The 20004-nt window shown below is 43.6% G+C and carries 18 protein-coding genes; 5 read left to right on the top strand and 13 right to left on the bottom strand.

The genetic code is table 11. The annotated features are described in order from the left end of the window. Positions 1-147 precede the first annotated feature (147 nt). Complete coding sequence (locus tag G9Q97_RS19555) at positions 148-2592, bottom strand: carboxylesterase family protein (RefSeq protein WP_246255790.1); 2445 nt, start codon at positions 2590-2592, stop codon at positions 148-150. A 380-nt stretch (positions 2593-2972) separates the two neighbouring features. On the opposite strand from G9Q97_RS19555, the gene G9Q97_RS19550 reads away from it, so the two are divergent. Then, positions 2973-4172, top strand: a complete 1200-nt coding sequence (locus G9Q97_RS19550) for a DUF4221 family protein (protein WP_166149964.1) — start codon at positions 2973-2975, stop codon at positions 4170-4172. A gap of 1 nt (position 4173) precedes the next feature. Here the strand turns inward: G9Q97_RS19550 and G9Q97_RS19545 are convergent, their stop codons facing one another. Both G9Q97_RS19545 and G9Q97_RS19540 read right to left on the bottom strand, forming a co-directional pair. Beyond that, the gene (locus tag G9Q97_RS19545) at positions 4174-4653 is read right to left on the bottom strand and encodes a nucleotidyltransferase (protein ID WP_166149962.1); all 480 of its coding nucleotides are present in this window, start codon (positions 4651-4653) and stop codon (positions 4174-4176) included. Next, entirely contained in the window at positions 4625-4834 is a 210-nt protein-coding gene (locus G9Q97_RS19540; protein ID WP_166149960.1) for a hypothetical protein, read from the bottom strand. Before G9Q97_RS19540 ends, G9Q97_RS19545 begins: the two co-directional genes overlap by 29 nt. 190 nt (positions 4835-5024) lie before the next feature. On the opposite strand from G9Q97_RS19540, the gene G9Q97_RS19535 reads away from it, so the two are divergent. Continuing rightward, positions 5025-6179: a DUF4221 family protein gene (locus tag G9Q97_RS19535; RefSeq protein WP_166149958.1), complete on the top strand. Its 1155-nt coding sequence runs from the start codon at positions 5025-5027 to the stop codon at positions 6177-6179. Positions 6180-6992: 813 nt separating this feature from the next. Here the strand turns inward: G9Q97_RS19535 and G9Q97_RS19530 are convergent. The 7 genes from G9Q97_RS19530 to G9Q97_RS19500 all read right to left on the bottom strand — a co-directional run bounded on the left by G9Q97_RS19530 (position 6993) and on the right by G9Q97_RS19500 (position 12731). Continuing rightward, entirely contained in the window at positions 6993-8258 is a 1266-nt protein-coding gene (locus tag G9Q97_RS19530; protein ID WP_166149956.1) for a 6-bladed beta-propeller, read from the bottom strand. Between the two features lie 131 nt (positions 8259-8389). Then, positions 8390-8848 carry a YciI family protein gene (locus G9Q97_RS19525; RefSeq protein WP_166149954.1) on the bottom strand — a complete coding sequence of 153 codons (459 nt, stop codon included), beginning with the start codon at positions 8846-8848 and terminating at the stop codon, positions 8390-8392. Positions 8849-8863: 15 nt separating this feature from the next. Further along, positions 8864-10258: a mercuric reductase gene (locus tag G9Q97_RS19520; RefSeq protein ID WP_166149952.1), complete on the bottom strand. Its 1395-nt coding sequence runs from the start codon at positions 10256-10258 to the stop codon at positions 8864-8866. A 6-nt stretch (positions 10259-10264) separates the two neighbouring features. Next, on the bottom strand, positions 10265-10546 hold the full coding sequence (locus G9Q97_RS19515) for a DUF427 domain-containing protein (protein ID WP_166149950.1): 282 nt from the start codon (positions 10544-10546) through the stop codon (positions 10265-10267). A 59-nt stretch (positions 10547-10605) separates the two neighbouring features. Continuing rightward, the gene (locus tag G9Q97_RS19510) at positions 10606-11655 is read right to left on the bottom strand and encodes a pseudouridine synthase (RefSeq protein WP_166149948.1); all 1050 of its coding nucleotides are present in this window, start codon (positions 11653-11655) and stop codon (positions 10606-10608) included. A gap of 129 nt (positions 11656-11784) precedes the next feature. Continuing rightward, complete coding sequence (gene scpB, locus G9Q97_RS19505; protein ID WP_166149945.1) at positions 11785-12345, bottom strand: SMC-Scp complex subunit ScpB; 561 nt, start codon at positions 12343-12345, stop codon at positions 11785-11787. A gap of 2 nt (positions 12346-12347) precedes the next feature. Beyond that, entirely contained in the window at positions 12348-12731 is a 384-nt protein-coding gene (locus G9Q97_RS19500; RefSeq protein ID WP_166149943.1) for a TraR/DksA family transcriptional regulator, read from the bottom strand. Between the two features lie 297 nt (positions 12732-13028). Here G9Q97_RS19500 and G9Q97_RS19495 point away from each other — a divergent pair, with 297 nt between their 5' ends. From G9Q97_RS19495 to G9Q97_RS19485, 3 genes are all read left to right on the top strand, one after another. Then, on the top strand, positions 13029-13661 hold the full coding sequence (locus G9Q97_RS19495; protein WP_166149941.1) for a 3-keto-disaccharide hydrolase: 633 nt from the start codon (positions 13029-13031) through the stop codon (positions 13659-13661). A gap of 92 nt (positions 13662-13753) precedes the next feature. After that, positions 13754-14842: an Ldh family oxidoreductase gene (locus tag G9Q97_RS19490; protein WP_166149939.1), complete on the top strand. Its 1089-nt coding sequence runs from the start codon at positions 13754-13756 to the stop codon at positions 14840-14842. A 34-nt stretch (positions 14843-14876) separates the two neighbouring features. After that, entirely contained in the window at positions 14877-16037 is a 1161-nt protein-coding gene (locus tag G9Q97_RS19485) for a DUF922 domain-containing protein (protein WP_222852035.1), read from the top strand. 104 nt (positions 16038-16141) lie between these two features. On the opposite strand, the gene G9Q97_RS19480 is transcribed toward G9Q97_RS19485, so the two are convergent. The 3 genes from G9Q97_RS19480 to G9Q97_RS19470 all read right to left on the bottom strand — a co-directional run bounded on the left by G9Q97_RS19480 (position 16142) and on the right by G9Q97_RS19470 (position 19788). Beyond that, entirely contained in the window at positions 16142-17719 is a 1578-nt protein-coding gene (locus G9Q97_RS19480) for a calcineurin-like phosphoesterase C-terminal domain-containing protein (RefSeq protein WP_166149937.1), read from the bottom strand. A gap of 165 nt (positions 17720-17884) precedes the next feature. Next, entirely contained in the window at positions 17885-19015 is a 1131-nt protein-coding gene (locus tag G9Q97_RS19475) for an FG-GAP repeat domain-containing protein (protein ID WP_166149935.1), read from the bottom strand. A 71-nt stretch (positions 19016-19086) separates the two neighbouring features. Beyond that, complete coding sequence (locus G9Q97_RS19470; RefSeq protein WP_166149933.1) at positions 19087-19788, bottom strand: hypothetical protein; 702 nt, start codon at positions 19786-19788, stop codon at positions 19087-19089. Positions 19789-20004: the final 216 nt, after the last annotated feature.

The following is a 20004-nucleotide window of genomic DNA, read 5'->3' as shown; positions in this document are numbered from 1 at the left end:
GATGATTTTTTGGTTCAATAAAATGTCTAGGATCACATTTTTTCTTTCGAAAAAATGTGATCCTAGACATTTTTTCCTTTGGAAAAGTGGAATTTAGTTTTATAATCCCTAAGGCATGAGAATTGAGCTTATGTTATTCCTATTTCTTTATTCCCTGCCATGTAAACTCCAGTCATTCCCGTAAAACCCGGCAGCCTTGATGGCATCAATGCCCTTTACCGGCAGCTCGGAGGAAAATATAACGAAATCCGGGAATCCACTTCCGCCTGCAAAATACTGGTTGGCATTGGCTGTATGAAGTCCCTTAAGCCCAGTACCGCTGACAACGGCAATACTAAGTATGTCATTGTCGCTTCTTGGGACCATGAAATATGTTCCCAGGTTATCCTGAGGGAAAACTTCCTCTCCCATGCTGATCTCATTCCTGCTGACCTGAATGGGACTTTCGCTCAGGAGCGTTTTCCAAGCCCGGTTGGTATCGGAATTGCCATAAATAATGATCCCTCTGTCCGCATATTCCTCCAGATCAAATTCCCGGTCTGAAATCAGGTCCACGGCACCATTACCCCGGTAATACCAGCTTTCTGCATCAAAACGCGCCTTATTGTAAGCCCATTCATTTTCAGCTTTGTTACCGGCCGTGCCGTACACGAAAATCATCCGGTGGTTAAAGGGCTCTTTGAAAGTTCCGTTTCTATGGATGCCCTTGGCAGAAGGGTCAGGTTTTTGTCCCGGTGTCCAGGCCTCATTGCTTTTGTGCAGGTAAAGGGTAGGTGTTTGGTCCTTTATCCATACCAGCTCTTTCCCGTCCAGGTCCAGAGAAATGCTATCTCCGAGCTGAAAATCCCCGGTATCAATGCCCAGCACCGCTATATTTTCTGTTTGCCCACTGATTTTCAACCCTTCCATGTCACGTTGTAGATTGGCCCGGCTGTAGGCCAGGGATTGTTCCTGTTGCAGGATATGCAGCCATTTGTTATTGGAGGAAACAGCTGTATTCGCGGTGGCAAAATCGATGGAATGGGTCAGGCTGTCGGGGCTACGCTCATGCCATTTGAAATAATCGAATAATGGTGGCCAGTCCACACTTTCGCTTCCAAACCAATGGCTGCCTCCCGGGTATTCATAATAGCTGAAGTCCGGATGAAATGCAGCCAGAATGCCCCGCATTTGCCGGGCATAATTGACAGAGACGACCCGGTCATTGTCTCCATGGTGAATGTAGACCCCTCCCGAGGCATAGTTTTTTGCCAGCTCTATGGTGTTACTGGGGTTGCTGGCCCTTAACAAGGTTTTTTCCAGTTCGCTTTCGGGGTTTTCCGGGATTTTTCCGTCAGCAGAGCCATAACCCATCAGCGTGGGATAGCCGGCGCAGGGAGCGATTGCCGCCCATTTTCCGGCGAAGGTGGCTCCCAAATACCAGGTGCCGTGTCCGCCCATGGAGTGCCCGGTCAGGTAGATCCGGGAGGGATCAGGTTTGAACTTTTCTACTGCCAGGTCCAGGACTTCCATGGCATCTATCCTGCCCCAGTCTTCCCAGTTGAATCCCCTGGGCCGGCGATTGGTAGGGGCGACCAATGTTCCCCAGTCTTTTTGTTGGTAGGCCCTTGCCTGCCCTATGGCTTCCACGCCTGCACCATGCACGGATAAAAATAAGGCTGAGCCGGGACTTTCACCATCCGTTTGGGGTGCCACACCATAATACTGCACACTACCATCTATTTCGCTGATGAACGTTTGCTTGTAATGTTCAGTGCCTTCTCTTGCATCCAGGCTTATGGTTCGATTATCGACTACTTTGTTTCCCAGGAAAAGGTTTAGGGAACAGGTATGTTCTCCCGTTTCCGATATATTTCCGGCATTTATTTCAAAGCCTACCTTCCGAATGCTCATGGGCGGAATGGTGGGGAGCGCAGTGCTTACTGTTTTTTCGTCCACAATTGCCTGCATTGTGGCATTGCTGATGGGCTTGGAAGTATTGTTGATGACCACTACGGCTCCCATAAGTGCACTATTGTCCTCTCCCAATACAATATCCGGAAGGGTGGCATCCGCTACTTTCAAAAGAACCGGTTTTTGATCCAGAAGGAGTTCAGCGGCTATTCCTGACCAAAGTCCGTTAAATCGGGCCAAAATCTCATTTTCTCCTTTTTCCAGGGCTATGGGCAGGTAAAGCCATCCATCTCCATAGATATCTCCTGCTCTCGGAACACCATTGACATACATCATGCTGCTGCCACTTACCTTAAGCAGGGCATTTTGTTTCTTATCCGAATCATAGGTAAGGTAGAGGTACCCACTTCTTATACGCCCCTTAAATTTACCATCTTCTGCGGGCTGTATGGTCTTCCAAACGGCATCCACATCTGCTGAAATCCCCTGTCCTTCTTCCGGTTTTTGGAAAGTCCCTTCGGCCAACTGGAACGCCACAGGATCCGTAAAGATCACCTCCCTGCCATACCGGTGAATATTTTCCAGGTACAGACCGCTGGTAAAAGTGGTGCTGTCCTGCGCATAGGCAGGGGACATCCCCAAAAGCACCCAGCTAATCAAAAAGTACACTTTCAGGTAATGGTTAGAAACAAATTTCATAAAACTAACTGATCTTAGGGAAATAATTGATTAAAGGATTGCTTCAAAAATAACCTTTTTGATCTGAAAATTATGAGGGTTTGGACTTTTTTTATAAAAACGTCTCCTGGCTTCTGCCTGGTTCCAGGATTGCAAATCCAATTTACCTTGGTTTGACATTGCAAATATCGAACAGCACGGCTCCCCGGAATTGGCTAAAGTGATTTAAAAAGATTTGTTTTCGGAATGCAATGACGGAATAGCCAGTTATTAACGCAACTCTAGTCCGGAATTTTGGGTATGATGAATCATTGTGGATTTAATTTCTTTCTTTTAAATTAATCTTTTAATAGGTTTTTAAAGCATATTTTTTAAATTTATAGTTCTAAACGGATAAAGTTATGGCAAAGGTTTTTCCCTTATTTGTATTCCTTCTAATTCAGATAGCCTGTACCAGCGAAAACCAAATGGAAAACCTGAGTGGCAGTACCTCCCTGGATTATTCCCTGGACACGGTACTCATTGATCCCGGAGAGGAGTTGCTTTTTGTGGCGGGAAGGTTGTACAATTCGGACCTTTCTCCGGACGGGAAGTATTTGTACAATTACAACCAGCACGATCATAGCTTCGAACAGATTGATCTGGATGAAAAAAAGCTTGTCCGGAAATTTCCTTTCGAGAAGGAAGGGCCCAATGGTACGGGAGAATTTTTTAAGTCTTTTTTCCTTTTGGACAATGACCATTTGGTGATCATCAGCTTTCCAAATCCAGGTGTTTTTGAGATGAGTGGTAAAAAATTGAAGGAACTGAAATTTCAGGAATTAATCACTGATGGGGGTAAAACCGAGGATAGAAAGGCCTTTCTGGTTGAGATGAATCTTCCAAATCACGATAACCAGTACCTGGGTTTTCTAAGAAGCTTTGAAGCAAAATCGACAGAACTCATGCGGGTTGATTTAGAAAAAGGCAGTACCAAAACAATGTCCGTTCTCCAATTCGAAAATCTCAAGAATTTTGAGTTGCAATTTACAGATGGAAAGGGCTATATGGTAACCGGCCCTCAAACCTATCTGATTCGAGAGGGAGGCAAAATCTTGCTGGGAAGTAATCTCAGGAACGAACTCTACCAGTACCTGCCTGTGACGGATAGCCTGCGGGTATTCACTTACGATAGCCAGCTTACCGAAAATGAAAAGTCGGTTCCCGGGGCCAGGGAGTTTGATACCCAGGAAGGTTTTCTGGAGGCCATCCGGCAGGTGAGGGAGGAAATCAGTTTTTCCGCTCCTGTCTGGGACGAACAAAATAAGGTGTACTACCGGTTTTCGCACAAAGAAGTTCTGGAAGAACCGAATACGGAAAGCTTTCAGTGGCCGGCTGCCACTTCTGCTGAGGTCTTCCTGACCCTGTTTGACGAAAACCTGGACATGCTGGCAGAGACCAGGGTGGCAGACATCGGCATGCCGCCCCAGAAGCACTTTGTCAAGGACGGAAAGATCTGGATGTTTGTAAATGTGGAAGACGAAGTGGGTTTTGCAAGACTGTCGATGGACCTGGGGAGACGAACATTTCCTTCGGAGGGAGTAACGCTCAATGAAAACTAAATCATTTCATGCCATGAATTGATTTCAGCTCTAAGATATCTAACAAATCTTTGGGTCTGGCGGCTCTTCTTTTGCTTTCAAGCAGGTCATTTAAATTAAGGACATTCCATTTAAATACTCCATGATCCCTGATTTCTACTTTTTCGCTTTCTGCAAAGGCCTCATCAAAGCTTTTTCCAATCTGAAAATTGGTAATCAATTCCAGGTTTAGATCAGCAGGAGAAAATTTAACGGAGATATTTTGTTGCTTGGTTTTAACTTTATCAGGAAAGCTGTCGATCTCATATCCCATTCGTTGAAAAACCTGGAGTAGCTTGGAGAAATTTTCTTCGGACGTATCTATCCAAAAATCCACATCTGCAGAGTGCCGTTGATAGCCATGAAAATTGACTGCACCACCCCCAACCAAAAGCATTTTAACCCCTTTCTTTGATGCTTCCCTTAAAAAGGAATCAATGTTCTCCTTCCAGATTTTTGTCATGGGTTTTGATTTCAATTATAAAATTGTCCGAAGGAGCTTTTCTGGGTGTTTTGAGGGGAAGATTCTTCAGGTTTTCGCAAAGGTCCAAAAAGTGATAAAATCGGTCTTTCGGTTCCAATCGAAGAAATGCTTCCCGTTGCTCCCGATTGCTTTCTTCTTTGGTTTGAAACTTGATTTCCATGTTGGAAGCTTATTTATATCCTAAATATAAGGTTTAATTGATAAACTGAAGAAATTTCAAGGCGGATCTATTGAATTATTCCCTGCGGAAATTTTGTGAAATCATTAAAAAAGAAAATAGTGAACAGAAGCAGACTAAAATCCCCTTTTAAAAAATATTTTTTTTTATATTACTTACTTAATCCCTGATCATGAACAAATTTATTTTTTTTATCATCCCTCTTTTAATAGCTGGTTGTGGAAATCCTGAAAAAGGAAATTTTGGGCAAGAACGGCAACTGTCTTTTGCTTTGGATACCGTTTTGGTGGATCCTGGAGATGAAATTCTTTACCTCAGGGCAAGTTTGGGCTACGCTGAATTGTCTGCAGACGGAAGGTTTCTATATAATTACAATCCTACGGACCATGCCTTGGAAAAAATTGACCTGGATGAATTAAAGTTCGTTGAAAAAATTCCCTTTGAAAGGGAAGGACCTCGAGGTACCGGGCCTTTTTTTACACCGTTTTTTCTTTTGGGGGAAGACAGCGTTTTAGTAGCAGGTTCTCTAAAGCATGCAGCGATTTTTAATTTAGAAGGGGAGAAATTGAGTGAAGTAACTATACACCAGGTACTGGAACAGTCGGGTATTTTGGATGGAGGAAACCGATTTCGCATTAAATCGGTAATTCCCGGTTCTGATAACCACTATTTAGGGTTTTTAACAGATTGGAGCGCAAAGTTCATGGAGTTGATAAAGGTGGATGCCTCCCATTCTACACTAACCGAATTGGATCTTCTAGCATTTGATAAGCTGGAAGAATACCGTGTAACCCAAGTCAATGGGAGTGAAATTATTGGTTTTTTAGGGTCGCAGGTTTTACTTCAGACAGGAGGAAAAAGCATTGTAATCAGCAATAATGTGTTCAATGAATTGTACGTATACCTTCCCGATAGCGATAGTTTGATTTTGAAGACTTATGAAAGTCGATTAACGCCCAACCAAAAAACGCCTTACTATCCCAAGCAGGTAGATAGTGATGAAGCCCTTTACCGCATCTATGCAACTTCATTAGCGGAGATTGAATTCGAAAGGCTTTTTTGGGATAAAATCAATAAACACTATTACCGTTTTTCCTACCAGACAGATATGGAAATAGTTGAGGAAAATGGTCACTATTCCAGGTCCGTCAACAGCAGTACTATTTTTCTGACAGTGTTTGACAAAAATTTGGAGATGTTGGCGGAGTCTATCGTGCCCGAATTAAAGAACATTCCCCAAACCTACTTTGTAAAGGACGGTGCCATCTGGATTTTTGAGAATATGGAAGATGAGCTGGGATTTGTTCGGCTCAGTATAGATTTATGATTTTGCAATCTGAACGCATTTATTTTTAGCATGCAGAGGGCTTAACCTCTTGGATTAGAATTGATTGATTGAATAACCGGGTAGGCCAGTAAGTTGGCGGGCCTATGTTCAACCCGCTCCGGGGTTGGGTGAAGGGTGGATTCTGGCAGTCCCCGGGTTTCGCCCGGGGTTATTGTTGTTGAAGCCCTTCAGGCTTCGGAGTCGAGGAAGAGTTTGATGAAGAGGGGAGAAGGCCGATGATTCGTTTGGCTAGTTACTGGTTCGGACATACCTTGAAATTTCCAGGAAAATGATTTGACTGGAACCATGTAAAATTGTTTCCGCCTCCAAAACAACTCCGACTGATTGTCTAATTTATCCCAGGCCTGAAGGGCCTGAACACCAATAACCGTGGGTGCAGCCCACGGCTGATGGACTAGCGATTATCACCAACCCCGGTAGGGGTTGAATCTGTTGTGGTGGTCTTCACGAGACCAACTGTTCTCGGGCTGAAGGCTTTCCTTAGACCCGAGAAGAGCAGTAGAGGCTGTATATCCATAGGATAGGTGCTAGGCAGGCCCTTGTTTAACCCCTCCCGGGGTTGCGTGAAGGGTGGATTCTGGCAGTCCCCGGGTTTCGCCCGGGGTTATTGTAATTGAAGCCCTTCAGGCTTCGGTGTCGGGGAAATTTTGAAAACAAGGCAAGGAATTCAATGATTTGATCAAATTGAAAATGCCCTATTCACCAAAAATAGACCTGTAATCATGTATCCGATAAATGTCGCAAAAATGTAACCTTATAAGTCGATCCCGATGATTTCGCTTCTGCACTGTGCTATTTCAGCGTATACACTATCAACACCGGGTTTTCGGATGCTCTTGCCTTCATGGCTGTTTCTGCAAAATTCCTCCCCTTGTTTTTTGCCCAGTTTTCAAATTCGGCCTTTTCCATGTTGGCTTTTTTCTCCAATAGTGTTTTATAGAGATCCCTGCCGGGAACTTTTACGCCTACTTTTCCCGGTTCAAAACTATGTATTATCCCAAGAGGATCGTATCCTCCATCAATATCATTTGTAAGCTGTTTCTCAATGAGATGAGTCTTATTTTGTTCCCGATCAAAGAATAAAATGATTCCTTTTTTTTCATAAGCTAGCAGGGCAAAGAGGTGCTTTTCGGAAATAAGGTATTGACCACGGAAATACAACTCGGCTCTGTTATTGATAAAATCCAGCCTTTCCATGCCAGCATCAAGTCTTTTAATCTCATCAAGATCTTGCCCGTATTTTCCAAAATCGAAAGCAAGTTTTGGAACAAGATTACCTTTGTCGACCTGATAGATGGTATCCAGATAGGTCATTCCAAAATAAAGATTCTTTGTACTTTTCTGAAAAAAATTTCTACCGGAAAAATTTCCATACAGCCTCTCAGGATGGTAAGGAAAATGCTTAATGGTATCCTGAAATGATTTGTTGAAGCTTTTTACAAAATAATCTTCCGGATCCCGGGTTTCCGTATACAGGTAAAATCGCTGGTCAAGATCTGAAAATACACCCGGTCCAACCCTCTCTTGAAAGAAATGTTCTCGTAAGAATTCACCCTCCAGGCTAAACCACATGATCTTACGTGGGAATACTCCGAGGAGGACCAGTTCTGCGTCTACGACTGCGAGATCATCAAAGTCCAGGTATTGGCCTGGCCCCTCACCATAGGCATCGATTTTTGACAAGTACTTACCTGATTTATCAAAAATGTGAATGCACTTGCAGCCGTAAATATCCAGGGTATATATCCTGTCTTCATGAAAAAGGACTTTTTGTAATCCGGCATTGAGCTGGGCCTCTTCCGAATCGTCTTCCAGCCAGATATACTCAATACTGGATTCGAAAAACTCCGATAACCTGCCGGTACGCGCCTGCGAAATATCCACGGATATCCTTTCCAGGCCTGGGACAAATTTGGGTTTTTGATCACATCCTCCAAGCAGGGCGATAAAAATTCCCGCCAACAAAAGATAAAACCGCTGCCTCAGAAATACCCATAATTTCAGAAAAGGGATTTTTGCTGATGTTGCGATACGTAATGGCTGAAGTAAAAGGCTCATAGTAAAAAGAATCAGATAGTTAAGTTACTAAAAATATTGATAACTTAGACTATTTAATATCCTCCCGGTGAAAATGAGCCAGGTCTGCTTCACCCAATACTCCCAAAAAAGCAAATGCGGTATTGAAATGCTCAGGGATTTTCCTTCCATATTTTGTCCGCCGCATCCAGGTACAGGGGTAGGGCCGCCGAACCATACCAGGGATACAGTTTGACAGCTAAATACCCAGCCTGAATGGCTGGATCGCTGCTCACCAACTCCCTGGCCCCCTCAACTGTTGCCACGTCAAAAATAAATATCCCCCGATAGCGGTCATCATTTGGTCCAAGCGGACCGGCAATCAATAATTTCCCTTCTTCCACTAAGCGGCGAATGTTGGCCATATGGCCTGAAAATGCCTCGCTGACCTTGGCTTTATCATCAGGGGCCGTGCCTCCGGTCTCAAGAATGGCCAGTACGTAACTTTTCATACCGTAAGCATCTGCACCAAGGCTGTCTGCCAGTGCTGCGTCGTATTGAGGATTGGTGCCCTGGGCGAAAGAGATAAAACCAATTCCTGTAAGGAAGTAAAGGATAAAGAAGGACTTCATTTGCTTGTAGAAACGCTATTTATTGGTACGCTTGACCTGCCCCATCAGGTTGTTCAGGCTTTCGGCCAGGGTAGGGTGGGCGATGGGCAGGTGTTGTATCTGATCATAGGGAACTCCGCCCACCATCGCCATTTGTATGACAGCCATGATCTCTCCTCCATCCATGCTGAGTATGGTGGCCCCGAGAATTTGCTTGCTTTCCGGGTCTACCAGCACTTTAAAAAAGCCCCTGGTTTCATCGGTTTCAAGGGCCCTTCCTGAATGTTTCATCCAAAATTTCCCGGTTTCATAAGGAATGCCCCGTTCTTTGGCCTGCTGCTCGTTCCATCCAACCCGGGCAAGTTGGGGGTCTATGAAAACACAATAGGGAACCAAACGACCCTTCGCTGAGAGCGACTTGTTTCCTTCAAATATCCGGTTAAAGGCAATATGGGCATCATGATAGGCCATATGGGTAAATGGAGGGCTTCCTGCCACGTCTCCCAGTGCATAGATACCCGGTACGGATGTTTCAAAGTTGTCGTCCACGACTATATGACCGCTACCAGCCAACTTCACACCAATGGTTTCCAGGCCAAGTCCTTCACTGCTCGGCTTTCGGCCGGTAGCTACCAGCAGATGCGAACCACTGATGCTTCCTTTCCCTGCTTTATCATCATAGCTAACCATAATCTTCCCATTGGCATAGCTGACCTTTTCTACCGCTATATTGAATTTGGTATCGATTTGTTCTTCTTTGAAGATGGCGGAAATTTCTTCGCAAACATCGCTGTCCTCCCTGGGCACCAGCCGGGAGGCCATGTCCATAATGGTCACCTTGCTGCCGAACCTTTTGAACATCTGGCCAAACTCCAGGCCGATGTACCCTCCCCCCAGCACGATCAGGTGTTTCGGAGTTTCCTCCAATTCCATGATACTGGTACTGTCCAGGTAAGGGCAATCCTTCAGCCCTTCAATCGTAGGGATATTGGGGGCTGATCCGGTATTGATAAAGTATTTTTTAGCTTCCAGGGCAAGGTCTTCCTGACCTGGTTTTTTGACCAATAGTGTTTTATCGGCCTGGAATACTCCCTCACCCATGATGATGTCCAGGTTTTCGGCTTTTTGTAAGCCCTTGGTGGCCCCACCGCGAAACAATTCCACGATATGGTTTTTCCTGTCCCGAACCGCTTTTTGGTCTACACTAAAGTCTTTGACATTTACCCCAAAATCTCCTGCCCTGCCTACCAGGTGAGCGATTCTGGCAGAGGCAGCCATGGTTTTGGTTGGAGAACAGCCGTCATTGATACAAGTACCTCCCAGAGCTCTTTTTTCTATCAATGCCACAGAAAGGCCTTTGGCACTTATTTTTTTTGCCAGAGGCATACCCGACTGGCCGGCTCCGATCACTATGGCATGGTATTTCTTCATAGTTATTTATTCCTCTACTTTGATGCCTTTCCAAAAGGCCACATGGTCCTTGATATCTTTAGCAGCTTCTTTTGGACTGGGATAAAACCAGGCAGCATCCCTGTTGGTGTCTTCACCGATCCGGACATGGTAATAACTGGCCCTTCCCTTCCAGGGACAATCGGAGGTGGTGTTGGATATTTCAAAAAACTCCCTGTTTAGGGAATCGTGGGGAAAGTAATGGTTGTTTTCCAGAAATTTTGTTTCCTCTGACTGGGCTAAAATTTTATCTTTCCAAATGGCTTTCATAGGCATGGGTATAATTTCAGAATAAGATAACCAAATCCCTGCCAAAAACAAAAAGCGACCTATTTGGGTCGCTTTTTGTTTTTACTTTTATTCATGAATTTGAGATTGATAACCTCTTTTTCATTTAAGAACCTGTATTTGCCACGGGCAATGTCTTTTTTACTCAAACCGGCAAACATCACCCGGTCAAGTGCAGTCACCTCGTAGCCGAAATGGGCGAAAATCCTGCGCACAATCCGGTTTTTTCCGGAATGAATTTCCAGGCCCAGAATGGTTTTGTCCAGGGAAAGTACCTGTAAATCATCCACCATCGTGAGTCCATCTTCCAGGGTTACACCCTCCAAAATGGCCTCCAGGTCATTTTTGGCCAAAGGTTTGTCCAGAGTGACCTGATAAATCTTTTTAACTTCGTAGGAGGGATGGGTAAGCTTGGCCGATAACTCACCGTCATTGGTAAACAAGAGAAGGCCAGTGGTATTTCTGTCCAGTCTGCCCACAGGAAACAAGCGTTCTTCGCAGGCCCCATCTACCAGGTGCATGACTGTCTTTCGTTCCAAGGGATCATCCGTAGTGGTGATAAAATCCTTTGGTTTATTAAGCAGCAGGTAAACGGGTTTTTCAGGCCGAATGGCTTTCCCCTTATACATTACCCGGTCTTTCCGGATGACCTTATAGCCCAATTCGGTAACAATCTTTCCATTCACTGCAATTTCCCCTTTTTCAATCAGCTTGTCGGCTTCCCTTCTGGAACATATGCCTGAATTGGCAATGAATTTATTGAGGCGGATTTCATCCGCATCTTTGTGGGCTTGCTTTTGAATGGATGTAAGGTCGTATTCCGGCTGGGTTTCGGATTTACTTTTGCCTTTTCTTGCTTTGGTTATGGGAGAAAAGGGTTTTTTGAAAGGTTTCTTTTTATTGTCCCTTTCCTGGAAGGAGCCATAGGTAGGTTTCTCATTTTTGCCCCGGCCTTTGTATTCGCTCTTTTCTACCTGGGTACTTTTTTCTCCAGCTTTGGATTTGTCTTTGGAAAACCGGTCTTTGCTACCGGTGCTGGTACGGGAAGATTTCCTGGAGAAATCACCGTCTTTTTTATCAAATTTTTTCATAAATCTGCAGCATCTCTGCTGTATTAGCCTATAAATTGGTAAGAAGCTTGAAATGAAGGAATTGCCTTCAATCAATGCGGCTGCAAAATTAGACTATTTTTATGAATTAATTTTAAAATCGATTAAAAATCAATCATTTTGATTGCCGATTTCATTTTCCTCTGTTTTGAAATCCCTGGGTTGGGGCAATTCGCTCAGGTCATTTATGCCGAAGTATTCCATAAATTTGGGGCTGGTTCCGTAAAGTATGGGTCTGCCTATGCCTTCTGACTTTCCTTTGATGGCAACCAATGATTTTTCCAATAATTTTTGGACGGAATAGTCGCAATTTACTCCTCTGATCTGTTCAATTTCAGATTTGGTCACAGGCTGTTTATAGGCGATAATAGATAAGGTTTCCAGCTGTGCGGTAGACAACCTTTTTTGGGATTGGTGCTTTTGGAGGATAGAGATACTGCTTTGGTAGGCGGGTTTGGTCAGAAACTGATAACCTCCGGCTAATTTTTCCAGGCTGAATGCATGCTCATCCGCCTGGAATTTTTCCTGCAGGGCGGCTACCGCAAATTCCAGATGTTCCATCGGGACCTCTGATTCAAACATTTCGGTCAGGCATTTCTGTATCTCTTCCAGTCCCAAAGGATCGGAGGAGCAAAATACCAAAGCTTCAATATGCCGGTGTAAAAAATCCAATGCTATTTTTTTGCCATTTTTGCTTCAATGCTATGCATGGTATGAGGTACAGCGCGCAGCCTTTCTTTGCTGATCAGTTTTCCTGTATCTACGCAAACACCATAGGTGCCGTTCTTAATCCTTCTCAGCGCATTTTCGAGATTGATGATAAATTTTTGTTGCCTTGCTGCCAATTGGCTTAAATTTTCCCTTTCCAGGGTATCGGCACCGTCTTCCAGAAGTTTGGAAGTAGAAGCAGTGTTGTCCGTTCCGCTGTCGTTTTGTTTGCTAAGAGATCTTTTTAGCTGCAGAAATTCTTCTTTGGCTAAGGCAAGTTTATCATTGATCAGCACTTCAAATTCCTGAAGCTCTTCCTTGGAATAACTGGTTTTTTCTCCCTGACTCATATACAGTTCTTTTTAAAAATTTCCCTAAAATACAGTGACATTTCTTAAATCAAAAATCTTATTTTTTTTATTTGTTTTATTTGAAATCAGGGAGATAAGGCCGAAAGAGATTTAATTTTTAAATGAGCAGAAATTTTCGTTTTGATGGAAGATTAATCTTTTTATTAATTCCGAACTGCTATTATATTTGGGATTGTTCTTTATGAGCTAATTCGAAAATGTATTGCAATATCTTTTTTGAATTATTCCTTTAATTGTATTAATTTCAACATAGCTAAATAAACAAAAAATAATCTAATGAAAAAAATCCTAATAGTAGCCTTATGTATCCTGGTATCCTTTTCAGTTTCTGCACAGAAAGCGGATAAAGACGGGTGGATCAAATTATTCAATGGAAAATCTTTTAAAGGCTGGACGATAAACGAAAACCCGGACTCTTTTAGTATATCGGATGGTGTGATTAAAATCGATGGTCCCCGGGCCCATATGTTTTACACGGGCAAGGTGGAGAACCATGATTTCAAGAACTTTGAACTGAAAATGCAAATCAAAACCATGCCCGGTGCCAATTCGGGAGTATTTATCCACACTGCCTATCAAGAAGGAGGTTGGCCTGAAAAGGGATATGAAATCCAGGTGAACCAGAGTCATGGTGACTGGAGGAAAACGGGAAGTGTTTACAGCTTCAAAGATGTGAGGGATACTTATGTATCTGATGAGGAATGGTACACCAAACACATCATCGTCAATGGAGAGCAGGTGACTGTGAAAGTCAATGGAGAGGTAGTCAATGAGTATACCGAATCCAAGGACAGAGAAGCTATCGGGGACAGCCCGAAAAAGCTGAGTAGCGGGACCATCGCGCTGCAGGCCCATGACCCCAATAGTGTGATTTATTACAAAGATATCATGATCAAACCGCTTCCCTGATAAGCCAGGCAGCAGGAGTTTGTCGTTTTGTTTTAACGCATCCAGCTTACTTTTTAAGGGTTTGCTGGATGTTTTCTTTTCAGGAATCATCAATGGAGGATAAAAGGGAATTATTTGAACCACAAGCATTGAGGGATTTTATATACGGGGTATTCATGTATTTTGATGTCCCTGAGGAGGATGCCTTGCTGGCCACTGATGTTTTGGCCTACAGCGATGAACATGGAATAGATTCTCATGGTATCGCCAGGTTGAAAACTTACTTTGGGCTATTGCAGGCAGGTAGAATCAATCCCAGACCCAGGTTGCAGCTGATCCGGGAGAAACATGCTGTGGTAACGGTAGATGGAGACAATGGCTTAGGTTTGGTCATCGGACCAAAGTGTATGGAAATAGCCATCGAAAAAGCCAGGGAATACGGTACCGGATCTGTGGCCGTTTCTCACACCAACCATTTTGGGGCTGCAGGATACTATCCGCTAATGGCGGTAAAACATGATTTTATAGGTATGTCCATGACCAATACCAGTAAAGGGGTGGCAGCCTTTAACGGTAAAGAGAAAATGCTGGGCACCAACCCGGTGGCCATGGCATTTCCTACTCTAAAGGAACCAGTGGTACTCATGGACTTTGCAAGCAGCACTGTAGCCTATGGAAAGGTGGAAATTGCCAAAAGAGCAGGGAAAAAAGTACCCATAGGCTGGTGCCTTGATGAAAATGGACAAGCCACTGAGGATCCCGAAAGGATGATAAATGGAGGTGCCCTATTGCCTTTGGGAAGCAGCCGCGATGGGTCCGGCCATAAGGGATATTGCCTGGCCGGAATGGTGGATATTTTAAGTGCTGTCTTGAGTGGGGCCAATTGGGGACCTTTTGCCATTCCATTTGCCATCAACACAGCAAGTTCGGATAAACAGGTTGGCAAGGGTATAGGACATTTTTTTTCTGTTTGGGATGTGGACGGATTCAGGGAAGTTCAGGAATTTAAGGAAGAAATGGATGAGTGGGTCCGCACGCTCAGGGCAGCTGTTCCCCTTCAGGGTGCCCAGGAAGTGCTGATTCCCGGAGACCCGGAGTGGAGGGCATATGAAGTGCGGATGAAAAGTGGTATTCCGCTTCAGATGGAGGTGGTCATGGACCTGAAAGCCATCTCCCAAACTACAGGGATACCCATGCCATGATAGTTCCCAGAACCACTTGACCAAAATTGGCGTTATGCCAAATGAGGATGGGTACATGATGAAAACCAGGGATTATATAAAGCGACAGTTGCTCAGGAAAAGTATGACTATATACATGCTTGTGGCAGGTCTGGTTTTTGTTTTGATTCCGGTTTTTGCTTTCCCATTTTCACAAAATATCGATCCCATATCCCTCAGGGTTTATTCCCAGGTTTTTGTGCCAAAAGAATTTCATATCAAGGGTGTGATAGACGATCGGACTGACCGCTCACCGGTAGCTTTTTTAGTAAGGAACATCAGTAGCGGCAGCCAATTGGAGATTGTGGACCTGGAAGGAGGGGCGATCCCCGCTGTGGAAAACTATGTTTTCGGTGCCTTGCCCAGGGACCAGAACCTGAGGCCCGTCAAGATCAGAATCAGAGATCTGAAAATAATTGAAGAATTGGCAGATGCCAGAAGTGGACTGGTGGAGGGGGAAGTTTATCTGGATTTTTCGTTTGAGCTGGAAAGGGGTGATGAATTGGTTCACTTACTCGATTTTCAGGGGGGTGTCAGCTACAAAAGGGGTGTGCGCCAGGTTTCTGTGATTGAACCTGTTTTGCGGAAATCCATCAACAATTCCCTGAAATATTTTAACGATTGGATAGAAAAGGAGTCCACTGAGGATATCAAACTGGCCAGAGATGTGAAAGTGAAAATCCGAGATTATCGTGAAGATCATCAGGATGATACGGTTTTTTATAATCCACAAAGGCCACTTAGCTGGAAGGATTTTACAGGTAGGCCCAGGTTTGGTAATTATGCTGCCTCCATTTTTGCCAGTATTGCCTATGAAGGCAACAGCTGGATAGAAGAAGGAGAAGTAATTGTGGATATCGTTTTCAAAACCTTCATGTTGAAAAGTTCCTCCTGGGTAAAGGGAACCAACAACAGTTATGGACTCAACCACGAACAGCGGCATTTTGATATCGCCAAAATTGTCATGGAGCGGTTAAAGGAAAAGGTAGAGAAATTGGATCTTCAGCCACATAATTATGACAGAAAAGTATCCTTCCATTACCTGGACGCTTTCAGGGAAATGAACCAAATGCAGGAACAATACGACAGGGAAACGGCACATGGAATGAATGCCAAAGCCCAGGCAAGATGGGATAAATTTATTGATGAAGAGTTGTCCGGTTTTGGGGTTAAATGATTTCAGGTATATTACTTGGGCAGGCAAATAAGTCACCACTGCTAAACAAAAAAAGCGACTATTCCTGTATGGATATAGCCGCTTTTTTTTATGGATCGGTGGTTTTAAAAGGGTACTGGTTCGGCGATGGTATATTCACTGGTTTCAGTAAAGGTCCTGCCAAACATGTCTATTGCCCGGACGGTTATGGTGTGTTTTCCTACAGGTAGATTGGTTGGTATACTTCCCCGCCAGAGGTGCGTTGAATTTACCGGGTTTGAGGGCCTTCTTCCCGGAGATAATTTTTCCATGAAGTCCCATTCCATGACATCTGCCATAAAAGAGGGATCCGGAGCAGCTGTCCAGTTCATCGGTCTCCAATCGCCGTTGTCGATTTTGTATTCCACAATATCATCCTTATCACCCATGTAAAAATTTGCAAAGATTCCGGAAGAACTGCCCCTGTTATTGGCCACCACTTTGGGATTAAAGATTTTGATTTGGTGTTCCAGTGGTTTTCCTATCACCTGGTAATCGATTTGATATTGATTACCATCAACCCTTAATAAAGCATACCCTTTGGGTGTGCCATCTCTCATGGTAGAAATGGGTACGCCTTCTTCGTTCAGCTGGCCAGAATACCAGTCTCCTGAAGTAGTCCCTGCATTGTATTCGTGAAAACGGGACGCTCCTTCCCAACCGTCTTCGGCTGTATAGAAATTATGTCTTTGGAGGTGGGTATGGGCTGAAATAGCCAATCTGTTTGGATAGTCCTTCAACAAGTCAAACAGCCGCTTTCTGTCACTGTCCCGAAAGGAATTTTCATTTTCATGCAACAAGGGTATGTGAAAAGACAATACCACCAATCGGTTCTTATCCACATGCTTTAAATTGTTTTCTACGAAATCCAGTTGATCCTTTCTAAATCCTCCCCAGTAGCCCTGACCGTCTCTTGGGTCAGGGTAGAGTATGTCTTCCAGTACGATAAAATGTGCATCCCCATGGTTAAAAGCATAGGCAGAAGGACCGAAAGTTTTTTCAAATGATTCGTCCGAATGGGCATCGCTGCTGGCATCATAATTCATGTCATGGTTGCCAAGTACATTGTACCAGGGCCAGGAAGTTTGCTGCATCACCTCCACATATTTGGGATGTAAATCCAGGTCATCTCCGGCCAGGTCCCCCAGGGATATCCCGAAACTGATTCCTTCCTCTTTTTTGGCTTTTTCTACCACTCCTTTGGCAAATAATTCCAGTTCCTTTTCGGTATAGGGCTGCGGGTCCCCAAAAATCATCGCTGTAAATTCTTTGGTTTCTTCTCTGGGATATAGGGCAAAATCTACCGACCTGGGCAAAGGGCCGGTAGGCTCAACCCCTTTGTATTGGAGTTCGGGCGAACCTTCAGGCTTGTGAATGTAGTAATACCGCGGTAAATTATCCTCTCCCACGGGTACGGCATACCCAGCAGGCTTGATGACGAATATGATATTATCTTCGCTTACAGGCAGGGAATAAGCTCCTTTTTCATCTGTTAAAACTACTTCGACACCATTGCTGACGGCCACTTCGGGCAGTCCTTTTTCTCTTCTTTCTTTTCTCCCGTTTTCATTGCGGTCTTCAAAAACGTACCCTTTTACCAGATCCTGGGCATGAAGACTGAAGCTGGAACAAAATGCCCAGCAAATGATTACTATTTTTTTCATGTTTTTGCTATTTTTTGAGCAGCCAAGTTAAGACTTGTGGAAATTTTTCAAGTAAGGATAAGGTTAAATTTTGGTTACCTTAAAGGTTTTCCAAATACGATTCATGCCCGGTCTTTAAAGGAGTAAATGTAAAAGAAGATGTGACTGGTATTTCCTTTCCAGTTTTTATTTGCTCCCTTTATTGTGAAAGACTGCCAGGCCATCTTTTCCTGCCACAACGATATCCAGCATACCGTCACCATTTAGGTCTTCAACCGAAAAATACAATCCAGCCCCTTTGCCTTCTCCAAAGGGACCATAACTGATGATGTTTTTGGAAAAAGATTCCCCGTTCCACTTGAAGTAATACAATCCAAGGTGGTCATTTGCTCCGGGATCGTTCCCATTATGAGCACGGTACCTTTTACCAGTGATCAACTCCATTTTTCCATCGTTGTCTAAATCTGCCCATTCCATGGTGTGGTATTGGGACTGATAGGGATCAATGGGGTGTTGGGTAAAGGAAATGTCAGCTCCATTTCGTTTTTGCTCATACCAATGCAGACCATAATCATGGCCCTGTCCTACGATCAGGTCATTCAAACCATTCTTATTTACATCAACCACCAGAATCGGAACACTGGCCCCTCCCAGTTGAAAAGCCTCATGGAGTTGCCATTTGCCATTTTTCAGGTCTTCAGGAGCTTCCAGCCAGCCTTCAGGAATGATAAAATCTCCTCTGCCATCCCCATTGATATCACCGAATCCCAGTCCATGTCCATGTTTTTCTGTTACCGGATATTTTTCAAAGCTTCCAGTTCCCTTACCGCCATCGCCCCTTTTCAAACTGTAATAGGCAAGTGGTTGATTAGGGGTGTTGGGCACTATATCCAACTGTCCGTCACCATCTACATCCCAGGCCCTGGTAGTTTCCACGTTTCCGGTATTGGCGATTTCATGTGGTTGCCATTCTCCGTTATTTCCCGGGTTTTCCACCCAAAAAAGGGTTTTACCAAACCATCCCCCCGTCACATAATCCATATTTCCGTCTCCGTTAACATCCATGGGAATGGTAGAAAAATCATCAAAATACTCACTTACTCTTTTTACCTGTCCGATAAGGTGTCTTTTGGTAAATTCCGGCCCTTCATACCAATAGCTTCCCGAGACAAGATCTGGTTTACCATCTCCATTGACATCAAATACCCCCACTGATTCGGCACTTTCCATGGCAATCAGCTGCTTTTCAAACACAAGGGGTTTGGGTTCGCTGATGAGCAGTCTCAATAGAATAAAAACGATTAAAGATACATTCATACCTTAAAGTTATGGCATTGGGAAAGAAAAGTGTCCTGCACTGTCCTGTTTCGGAGGTAGGGAATGGGTTTTTAGCTAGAGGTAGGATTTATTTTAAAGGTTATTTTATTTTTTTTGACAGACAAGTACCAAATCAGACTATAAATAAAAATGGACACTCCTATCATCTCGAGTGTTTCTTCGACAGAATAATAAATCATATATCGCAATCCAAACCCACTATTATTTATTTCATTTCCCCCCATCATTTCCATGCCAATGGCTCCGGCAATAAAAATAACTCCCGATACGATCATCAGGATAAGCATTTTTTTATCCAAGTGCCTGAAAAACGGGATGTAAATGAGGGCCAGTAGCAGCAAGCCTGCTGAATATGGGATTATCCAGGCGTAGTATAAATAACCTGAGGCATCAAAATATTCTCTGGAATGACCGATAAGGAATTCATGGATTTGTGTGGCCTCATCCAGTGATAAAAATACAAAGACAAGTGCCAATCCCAGCCAGCCTATAGATTTTCTGTTTTTTTTCTTTTTATTAAAATAGATTAGAAATAAAAGGCCAGAAGCCATCAACAATAAGAGAGAGGAAAAAAATGCCGGAACATTTGCTTCCTGATTGAAATCAAAAAGCCGGATAAAGAAATCGTGTAAGGGTCTTTTTTCTTCAACAGTATGTTGCATCCAAAGGCTGACCATATTCAGGGCAAGTAAGAACAGGATAATGGCTCCAAAAAATTTTGGTATAAATGTTAAATTTAATTTGAATTTCATGTTAGTCAGGTGTAATACTTTAAGCCTTAGTGCTACCTAATTAACAATTTGTTTTCAATAAAATAACAATTTATAAATAAAAAATGCCGCATGATTCGGTATCAACCCCTCCATGCAGCACTTTTCAGTTTGAAGTAAAGAAATTATTCTTTTAAAGAAACTTTTAAGTTCATTAATTTTCAATCAACCATTGGTTTACCCTTTGGTTAAAATCAT

The sequence above is a fragment of the Cyclobacterium plantarum genome (genome assembly GCF_011290685.1).
Classification (GTDB): Bacteria; Bacteroidota; Bacteroidia; order Cytophagales; family Cyclobacteriaceae; genus Cyclobacterium; species Cyclobacterium plantarum.
This window is presented reverse-complemented; position numbering and strand designations above follow the sequence as displayed.

Excerpts from the sequence above, each read along its gene's own strand:
- G9Q97_RS19555 (WP_246255790.1), bottom strand. The coding sequence starts at position 2,592 with ATGAAATTTGTTTCTAACCATTACCTGAAAGTGTACTTTTTGATTAGC.
- G9Q97_RS19550 (WP_166149964.1), top strand. The coding sequence starts at position 2,973 with ATGGCAAAGGTTTTTCCCTTATTTGTATTCCTTCTAATTCAGATAGCC.
- G9Q97_RS19545 (WP_166149962.1), bottom strand. The coding sequence starts at position 4,653 with ATGACAAAAATCTGGAAGGAGAACATTGATTCCTTTTTAAGGGAAGCA.
- G9Q97_RS19540 (WP_166149960.1), bottom strand. The coding sequence starts at position 4,834 with ATGGAAATCAAGTTTCAAACCAAAGAAGAAAGCAATCGGGAGCAACGG.
- G9Q97_RS19535 (WP_166149958.1), top strand. The coding sequence starts at position 5,025 with ATGAACAAATTTATTTTTTTTATCATCCCTCTTTTAATAGCTGGTTGT.
- G9Q97_RS19530 (WP_166149956.1), bottom strand. The coding sequence starts at position 8,258 with ATGAGCCTTTTACTTCAGCCATTACGTATCGCAACATCAGCAAAAATC.
- G9Q97_RS19525 (WP_166149954.1), bottom strand. The coding sequence starts at position 8,848 with ATGAAGTCCTTCTTTATCCTTTACTTCCTTACAGGAATTGGTTTTATC.
- G9Q97_RS19520 (WP_166149952.1), bottom strand. The coding sequence starts at position 10,258 with ATGAAGAAATACCATGCCATAGTGATCGGAGCCGGCCAGTCGGGTATG.
- G9Q97_RS19515 (WP_166149950.1), bottom strand. The coding sequence starts at position 10,546 with ATGAAAGCCATTTGGAAAGATAAAATTTTAGCCCAGTCAGAGGAAACA.
- G9Q97_RS19510 (WP_166149948.1), bottom strand. The coding sequence starts at position 11,655 with ATGAAAAAATTTGATAAAAAAGACGGTGATTTCTCCAGGAAATCTTCC.
- G9Q97_RS19500 (WP_166149943.1), bottom strand. The coding sequence starts at position 12,731 with ATGAGTCAGGGAGAAAAAACCAGTTATTCCAAGGAAGAGCTTCAGGAA.
- G9Q97_RS19495 (WP_166149941.1), top strand. The coding sequence starts at position 13,029 with ATGAAAAAAATCCTAATAGTAGCCTTATGTATCCTGGTATCCTTTTCA.
- G9Q97_RS19490 (WP_166149939.1), top strand. The coding sequence starts at position 13,754 with ATGGAGGATAAAAGGGAATTATTTGAACCACAAGCATTGAGGGATTTT.
- G9Q97_RS19485 (WP_222852035.1), top strand. The coding sequence starts at position 14,877 with ATGCCAAATGAGGATGGGTACATGATGAAAACCAGGGATTATATAAAG.
- G9Q97_RS19480 (WP_166149937.1), bottom strand. The coding sequence starts at position 17,719 with ATGAAAAAAATAGTAATCATTTGCTGGGCATTTTGTTCCAGCTTCAGT.
- G9Q97_RS19475 (WP_166149935.1), bottom strand. The coding sequence starts at position 19,015 with ATGAATGTATCTTTAATCGTTTTTATTCTATTGAGACTGCTCATCAGC.
- G9Q97_RS19470 (WP_166149933.1), bottom strand. The coding sequence starts at position 19,788 with ATGAAATTCAAATTAAATTTAACATTTATACCAAAATTTTTTGGAGCC.